Source organism: Vallitalea sediminicola (assembly GCF_054408565.1).
The window spans coordinates 20,288-28,344 of the sequence record NZ_BTPT01000075.1; the positions used below are offsets into that span (position 1 = coordinate 20,288).

6 protein-coding genes are annotated in these 8,057 nt (G+C 30.5%); 4 read left to right on the top strand and 2 right to left on the bottom strand.

Translation table 11 applies throughout. The annotated features are described in order from the left end of the window. Positions 1 to 15: 15 nt before the first annotated feature. On the top strand, positions 16 to 495 hold the full coding sequence (locus tag ACX6CF_RS23650; RefSeq protein ID WP_458787843.1) for a MarR family winged helix-turn-helix transcriptional regulator: 480 nt from the start codon (positions 16 to 18) through the stop codon (positions 493 to 495). 94 nt (positions 496 to 589) lie between these two features. On the opposite strand, the gene ACX6CF_RS23655 is transcribed toward ACX6CF_RS23650, so the two are convergent. Beyond that, positions 590 to 2,245, bottom strand: coding sequence for a phosphoenolpyruvate carboxykinase (ATP) (locus ACX6CF_RS23655; protein ID WP_458787844.1), 1,656 nt, complete (start codon positions 2,243 to 2,245; stop codon positions 590 to 592). A gap of 459 nt (positions 2,246 to 2,704) precedes the next feature. Next, positions 2,705 to 4,519, bottom strand: a complete 1,815-nt coding sequence (gene typA, locus ACX6CF_RS23660) for a translational GTPase TypA (protein ID WP_458787845.1) — start codon at positions 4,517 to 4,519, stop codon at positions 2,705 to 2,707. Between the two features lie 751 nt (positions 4,520 to 5,270). Between typA and ACX6CF_RS23665 the strand changes: the two genes are divergently transcribed. The 3 genes from ACX6CF_RS23665 to ACX6CF_RS23675 all read left to right on the top strand — a co-directional run bounded on the left by ACX6CF_RS23665 (position 5,271) and on the right by ACX6CF_RS23675 (position 7,797). Continuing rightward, positions 5,271 to 6,485 carry an ammonium transporter gene (locus ACX6CF_RS23665; RefSeq protein WP_458787846.1) on the top strand — a complete coding sequence of 405 codons (1,215 nt, stop codon included), beginning with the start codon at positions 5,271 to 5,273 and terminating at the stop codon, positions 6,483 to 6,485. 47 nt (positions 6,486 to 6,532) lie between these two features. After that, the gene (locus ACX6CF_RS23670) at positions 6,533 to 6,880 is read left to right on the top strand and encodes a P-II family nitrogen regulator (protein ID WP_458787847.1); all 348 of its coding nucleotides are present in this window, start codon (positions 6,533 to 6,535) and stop codon (positions 6,878 to 6,880) included. 200 nt (positions 6,881 to 7,080) lie between these two features. Further along, positions 7,081 to 7,797 (top strand): hypothetical protein, encoded by a 717-nt coding sequence (locus ACX6CF_RS23675; protein WP_458787848.1) that lies wholly within the window; start codon positions 7,081 to 7,083, stop codon positions 7,795 to 7,797. Positions 7,798 to 8,057: the final 260 nt, after the last annotated feature.

Here is an 8,057-nt window from a genome sequence, read left to right on the forward strand (position 1 = left end):
AAGGTTAGGTGAGATATGGAAAATACTTATGAAACTTTAAATTATTTACTAGTGAATATGTTTAATGAAATTATGACAATTGAAGAGAAAGCACTTATAACTGATGAGTTTAGTAATATTTCCATTACAGATATGCATATTATTGAAGCCATAGGATTGGAAAATGGTAGAAATATGTCAGCTGTTGCCAAAGATCTAGAAATAACTGTGGGGACATTAACTATTGCAATCAATAATTTAGTTAAAAAAGGTTATGTTAATAGGAATAGAAGTACCAAAGACAGAAGAGTCGTTCTCATTTCATTATCAGATTTAGGATTGAAGGTATATCATCATCATGCAAGGTTCCATAAAAATATGATAAAAGATATAATGGCTCTACTTGACGAAGAGGAAATGAAAGTTTTCTTAAAGGGTGTAGGCGGAATCAATGATTATTTCCAAAGAATGAAGACTAATAAAATTAAATATAAAAAGACTAAAAAAAATAATTAATATATACAATTTAAAAGGCTACCTGTTAAGGTAGCCTTTATTGGTGAATTGCATTGTTTTATGATTGGTGAAATCATTTTACTATTAATAGTTATTATTTTAATTCGCTAACGATTTTTTGTAAAGCTTCTAAAGCTTCAGCTGGTAACTTATTAAATCCACCTTTATCAGTTTCAGTAGATTTAACAAAATTAACTCTGTCAATCATTCTAGCTTTTAATTGGTCAACATATTCAGAATCTTTCATATCAGGAACGAATCCTTCAATTTCCATAATCTCAATATCGTTGAATGGAGCCCATGGTACAAACTTAGCAGTACCTTCAATAATTGATTCTAATGAACCTAAAGTAATTGCAGGTGTAACTTTTTTGCCCATGAAGAATCCAGTATTCAAGATGTAACAATCTACATCATTATCACTGAATAATTGCTTGAATTTGTTGTAATCATCAGCAAGAGGATAAGTTCTAAATGGGTTAGCATATGGTTCTACTACTAATGCATTAGGGTCTACACCTTCTGCTAATCTTTCAGCTGATGTTCTCTTAGTTGCTAATGTTGCTCCCATTACAGATGCTAATGAAGCTCCGTCTAATTTCATAATTGGTGGAAGTGTAGGATCCTTCATTAACCAGAATATAGCATTAACTGGCTCAGCAAATTTATTTTCACGGTTAGGTGACCATAATTTTGATTTAACAGCACGACCGTTGCCGTTTCTAATATCTTCTGTTACAAGAACGATTTTTCCATCATTATCAATTGTAACACCATTGTTTTGTACAGAGATTAAGAATTTGTTATCATCGTTATCCATTGGGTAATCTTGAGTTTTATCAAAATATGATGGTTCAAGAGCTACTGATGAACTGTTTTCAGTTGAAATAATGAATGCATCATCATGAAGTACTGTAATATCATATTTGTCATTATGTTTTGCATGTGTAATAGTAGATTTTCCTGAACCAGATAATCCAAATACACCTGCAACGAATTTTTTACCATTAGATAAGTTATAACGTTTTTGTCCACCGTGGCAAGCAGCGTATCCGTGTCTATTAGCTGTTCCCCATCCAAGTGTTAAAGTACCTTTTTTGTGTTCTCCGAAGTATCTCATACCAAGTAAAGCAGCACAGTTATGTGTTGGATCAAAGAAAGTAAGTCCAAGTGGATGTTCTTCATGTGCCCATTCAGGATCAGAGAAAATATAGATATCTCCTTCGTTGTCTATTACTTTTGATTTTTCATAAAGATTATTGTACTCTTCGTTTAAGTATTGGAAGTTTAGTAACCAAGAATACATTATGTTTTCGAAACCTTCTGGAATTAAAAGGTGAGCTTTTACCATAAAGTCCGCATCTAAGCCAACATAAGCTTGAGCATGGTACATTTTACGATATCTTGTATTGTAAACAGCTTCTCTAATTTTTGATGCATATTCTTCTTGGTCTACGTTTGGTTCACCAATGATTCTTCTTGCAGCTGCACAACGTCCTTTTACAGCACCATCATTGAATAATAATACTTTAGCATCTTCATCAAGACCAAGTTTTCCTGGTTGATATACAGGAATATCAGTTACGATTGTTCCTGGAGAATTTTTTGCTAATTTGTAAGCTTCTTTAAGTGAATTAACGTTAACTACGTTGTTTCCATAAAATGGTGACTCGATAGTAGTACGAATTTGTGAAAAAATAGGATTATCTTTTTTGATTTGATCCCAACTATAAGTTCTTTTTGTTGCCATTAGGTATTCCTCCTTCATGTATATTAATTTGTAATAGTATATATATAAATTTATCACAAAGTGATTAATTTATTATCTTAATTATCTTTAAAATCTATACGGCATACTTTTATTAAAAGTTTTTGAACGACTAGAAGACTTTTTATTTTATAATACTTTCAAATCTTCCCCATATTAATTATAATATTACGTTTTGCAAATGTCAACCAAGATTTATACAATTAATTATTGAGTTTTTGTTAGGAGTTTGAAAGGATTTAATATTTATGATATTTTTATGGTGATTTTGTCATTCAGGAAAAAAATTAATAAAAAAATGTAATAAAAAACCAATAATAATTTTTTTATATTTGTATCTATTTTAAGTTTGTGTATTAATTAAAAATATATTACAAAAAAGCTACTATTAAATTTAGTAGCCTTTTTAATGTTAACTAATTAGTGATTTTTTATTATAAGTTATTTATTTCTATTTGTGAATTTAGTTCTTTCGCTTTCTGTTAGATATTTCTTTCTTAATCTAATACTATCTGGTGTTATTTCTACTAACTCATCATTATCAATGAATTCTAATGCTTCTTCTAGGCTGAATATTTTTGGTGGTGATAATTTTACTGCATCATCTGCTCCTGATGAACGAGTGTTAGTTAATTTTTTGTTTTTACATGGATTAACTGTCATATCTTCTTTTCTAGAGTTAATACCTATAACCATACCTTCATATACTTCTGTAGTTGGATGTATAATCATTGTTCCTCTTTGAGTTAGGTTATTAAGGGAATAAGGCATAGCTGCACCTCTTTCTCCAGAAATCAATACACCATTACCTCTTGAAGGTATTTCACCTTTGTGAGGTTCATATGCTTCGAATGAACGTATTATAGTAGCTTCTCCTCTGGAATCAGTGATTAGTTCACTTCTGAATCCGAGTAATCCTCTTGTTGGAACAATAAATTCCATACGTGTATAACCATTTTCTGAGATCATACCTTCCATTCTACCTTTTCTGAAGTTAAGTTTGCTTATAGCTGTTCCAGAATATTCATCGGGCGTATTAACTATAACTCTTTCTACAGGTTCTAGTAATTTACCTTCTTCTCTATGCATAAGAACTTCAGGTTTTGATACACTTAATTCATAACCTTCTCTTCTCATGTTTTCAATTAGAATAGAAAGATGAAGTTCTCCTCTACCAGATACTTTGTATCCATCAATACCACCTAATTCATCTACTTTTAGACCAACGTTAATTTCTAATTCTTTATCTAACCTATCTTTTATATGTCTAGTTGTAACATATTTACCGGATTGTCCAGCAAATGGTGAATTGTTAACTAGGAAATTCATTGATAATGTAGGTTCTTCTATTTTTATAAGTTCCATAGGTTCAACGTTTTCTGTATCACAGAATGTTTCACCGATAGAGAGATTGGAAATACCTGCTATAACAGCTATATCTCCACTTCTTAATTCTTTTTTAGGTACTTGATTAAGACCTTCATAAGTAAATAGTTTAGAAATTTTACCTTTTTCAGTAGTTCCATCTCTTTTACATATAGCTACCTGCTGACCTTCTTTTACTACACCTCTTGAAACTCTACCAATACCTAATCTACCAATATAATCATCATACGCTAGAGCAGATATTTGCAATTGTAGTGATTCATTGTTTTTGTCTGGATAAGGTTTTGTATGTTTGACAATTGTTTCAAATAATGGTGTAAGATCTGTATATTCATCATCCAAAGAATATTTAGCGATACCTTCTCTTGCTGTACCATATATTATTGGAAAATCAAGTTGTTCGTCGTTAGCATCAAGTTCAGCAAATAAATCAAAAGTCATATCAACAACTTCTTCAGCTCTTTGGTCTTTTTTATCAATTTTATTAATAAATAATATTGGATTCAAGTTATGCTCTAGAGATTTCTGAAGAACAAATCTTGTTTGAGGCATAGGTCCTTCGCTTGAATCAACTAATAATATTACAGTATCAACAGTTTTAATAATTCTTTCTACTTCGGATGAAAAGTCTGAGTGACCTGGTGTATCTACAATATTGATTTTATAGTCTTTATAGTTTATTGAACAGTTTTTTGAATATATTGTTATTCCACGTTCTCTTTCAAGGTCATTACTATCCATTACTTGATCAACAATCTCTTGGTTTTCACGAAAGATGCCACTTTGAGTTAAGAATGCATCTACCAAAGTTGATTTACCTGCATCTACGTGGGCTATTACTGCTATATTTATAATTTTTTGTTCTGACATATATATACCCTGCTTTCTAATTTTTAATGTCTTTTGGTATGTTAAATATTTCTAGCAATATATAATAAATTAAATGATAGTTCATTTAAGATTTTTAAAATTGATTTATTGCACCAACTATATAGTTTATACGTTATCGTGGAAATAATCAAGTAAAGATTCGTAACATTTATGAAAGAGGGTAGATTATTACAGGTAATATATCCAGAAATTTCAAAATTTACTTTTTGAAGGTGTGAAATGTTGGAAAATATAGGGGGGATTTTAATGTATTTAGATTATGGGGGATTTGTGAGAGGGGTGATAATTATGGCTACGTAGGGTATATATAGTTAGTTTTACTTCGCCTTACTCCAAGGACCGGTCTTCGTAAAACTAACTATATATACCACCTAATTGCGTGTATGGATTAAAATTAGTTATAAGATATAGGATACAAAAAATTTATTATGGATAAATGTGTAGTCAAAGTATATAAATATGCAGGATTGAATATAATCTAATTCAATTAATTGAATTGTTATTAAAATAAATATTGGTAATAATATTGACATAAAGCCAACTATAGTGTATAATTCTCAACATGAATTCAAGGGTGGATTCTACATATAAACTCTAACAGATATTAGATAAATGAGTGGACAATGAAGTCCGTACGTCAAAAATGGCGTATGGACTTTTTTATGTTTCTATACTCTATTAGAGCAAACAGAGCTGTTGAATATACACTATGAAAGGATGGATGAGTAAAATGAATACAACATTTATAATTAATTCAATGTGGGTACTGATTGCCAGCGTTTTTGTTTTCTTGATGCACGCAGGTTTTGCAATGGTAGAGGTTGGATTTACTCAATCAAAGAATGCAGTAAATATTATTATGAAGAATTTTGTAACAGTTTCTATAGGAGTTATGTGCTATTTTTTTGTGGGTTATTCAATTATGTATGGTACAGATTTTGGTGGAATTATTGGTACGGATATGCTTATGTTGATTGGAAAACCTGATGAATTAAATGGGATATCCTTTGATGTATTCTTTTTCTTTCAAGCTATATTTGCAGCTACATGTGCAACAATTGTTTCAGGTGCTATGGCAGAGAGAACAAAATTTACTTCGTACATAATTTTCTGTTTAGTAGCTACGACTATTATATATCCATTAATAGGTCATTGGATATGGGGAGGAGGATTTTTAGCTGAGCAATTTGGATTTAGAGATTTTGCAGGTGGAACAGCAGTTCATGCTGTAGGAGGTTTTTGTGCATTGATTGGTGCATATATGGTTGGACCTAGAACAGGTAAGTATAGGAGAAATAAACCTGTTGCTATACCAGGACATAATATACCATTAGGAGCACTAGGAGTGTTGATTCTTTGGTTTGGTTGGTTTGGATTCAATCCTGGGAGTACATTAGATATTACATCTCCAGATACTATACATAGTGCTGTTACAACATTACTTAGTGGGGCTGCTGCAACTTTATCAAGTTTGATATTTTGTTGTTTGAAGTATAAAAATCCTGATGCGCCTCTTACTTTGAATGGTGCTCTAGCAGGATTGGTTGGAATAACGGCAGGAGCTAATGAAATATCTTATGTAGGTGCTATAATAGTAGGTTTATTGAGTGGTATCATTATGATTCTATCTGTAGAGTTTGTGGATTCAAAATTGAAAATTGATGATCCTGTAGGAGCTATATCAGTTCATGGGGTCTGTGGAATATTTGGGACGTTAGCTATAGGTGTTTTTTCAACTAACGGAGGTTTGTTATATGGAGGAGGGCTTAAGGTACTTAGCTCTCAATTAATTGGGGTAACGGTATGCGGAATAACTGCAATAACTTTGGCTTTTATAACTTTTTTGTTGATTAGATTTTTTGTTGGTTTACGTGTTAGAGAAAAAACAGAAATTAATGGTTTAGATAATATAGAACATGGAATTTCAGCTTATATAAATCTGTGATCATACGGAGAATATTTGTAGGTCTATATTAAAAGGGAGGATTATATATGGATAAAATGACTAAAATCGATATTATAACAAGAAGTTCCAAGTTTGAAGAATTAAAAGAAGCTCTTCATGATATTGGTATTACAGGTATGACTGTAACACAAGTTCTAGGCTGTGGTATGCAAAAGGGAATTACCGAGACATATAGAGGTATACCCCTTACTATAAATCTTCTGCCAAAGGTAAAGGTTGAGATGGTAGTATGTGAAGTACCTGTTGATAAGGTTATTGCAACGGCTAAAAATGTTTTGAAAACAGGACAGATAGGGGACGGAAAGATATTTTTATATCCTGTTGAGAATGTAATAAAGATTAGAACGAGTGAAGAGGGTGTTAAGGCACTCTAGGTAATAAAAAAGTGAATTTTAATATGGTGGGTTTATATTAAGAGCTTAAGTCTTTGTAATTATAAGGCTTAGGCTCAATATGTTTTTTATAATTAGAAATTACTCCCTAAATTTAGTTAATGTAGAAATTTTCATACATATATGATAAAATATTTTAGAAAGAATTATATGTAAGTAACTATTAAGGCGGTGGTTTTATAATGAAGAAAGCAACGAGTTTATTATTAAGTATAATTATTACAATTTTTTTAGTTACATCATGTAAAAATGAATCAAATGACACCGAGACATTAACACAAACTGGGATAGTGCAGTTATTAGAAGAAAAGGAATATCTATTAACTAGATTCTACATTCCCTATGATGAATATAGAGATATATATGTTAAATATATGAAAGATGGGAAAGAAGTTGATGAGCAATATCTATATATGAATGTTGTAAAAGGTGATATTGAATGGGTACCCATGAAAGATTTTATTGGCAAGGATATAGATGAAACTAGGGAATATTTGCTAAGTACAGGTTATCCTCTTGATTCATCGGATAATTTTATACAGATGATGGATGAAAAAATGCATGAAATAAAGATTAGTGATGTTTATCAAGATAATTATAATGAGGATTGGAGTTATGTATTTGTAAGAGAGATATTTCAGAGTAAAACTGACAAATATTATGGTGCCATCAAATATCATTTTGAATTAAAAGATGGTGAGTATAAAATAATTGATAAGGCTAAAAATTATAATTTGTTCTTTAGTAATGAGGAATTAGTGACTCTTTCACAAGAAGAGATTGATGCAAGGATTGAAAATCAACCTTTCAGATATATAAATGATGAACTAGTAGAATATACAAAGACTATTGATTTGAAAAAATTAATTAGTGAAATAGAAGAAGAACCCCATGATTAACTCTATATTGGCTAGGGGTAATAATCTAGATGAAATGATTAATCATACATTAGATGAGAAGAGTAGTTTAATGTTGTCAACAATAGATACGAAGCCGACTTCTTAAAGTGTAATTATGTAAACCAGAATAAAAATATATAAGGTTAGTTTCATAGACATTTTATTATAGTTATTAAATGTTCATGAGCTAACTTTTTATTATATACAAGATTTTAGGGTTCTAATTATAAGCCAATTTACTTTTTGAATAATTTGTTTCA